Below are 462 nucleotides of genomic sequence, written 5' to 3' on the forward strand. Positions count from 1 at the left end.
CAAAGGTGTAGCGATTGGCATTCGCCTCGATCTTAGTGCCGTCCACAAAATAATGCTCCAGAGACACGTATTTTTCGTCAGCCAGAAACTGAAGCACGGCGGTAAATACCGTTTCGAGGACATTCCTCATCCGCTGGGAACGGAAGCGATTAAGAGTTCGAAAGTTGGGGCGCTGCCGTCCGGCCAGCCACATGAAAGGAATATTCTCTCGCACGGGTTTGGCGATTTGACGAGACGAATAGATACGCTGAGTGTAGGCGTAAATGATGACTTTGGTGAGCATTTTAGGATGATAGCTGTCGCGGACGCCGCCGGGATAAGCAGCGTCAAAGATGGAGTCGTCCAGCCGATTGACGGCTGCGTTAACGACACGAACGAGGTGATTTTCTGGAATGTCTTCTTCCAGATCCATTGGCAAGCAAAGTTGGTCCATGGTATATTGAATGTACAAAGAAATCGCTC

The 462-nt window shown here is 49.8% G+C and carries 1 protein-coding gene; it reads right to left on the reverse strand.

What is annotated here, in order from left to right; translation table 11 throughout:
- On the reverse strand, window positions 1-451 hold a 451-nt coding region (locus ACTJKB_RS30930), incomplete at its 3' end, for a transposase (protein ID WP_440838044.1).
- Window positions 452-462 lie beyond the last annotated feature (11 nt).

It is taken from the genome of Paenibacillus sp. 22594 (assembly GCF_052044425.1).
In the GTDB taxonomy this organism is placed as follows: domain Bacteria; phylum Bacillota; class Bacilli; order Paenibacillales; family Paenibacillaceae; genus Paenibacillus_AQ.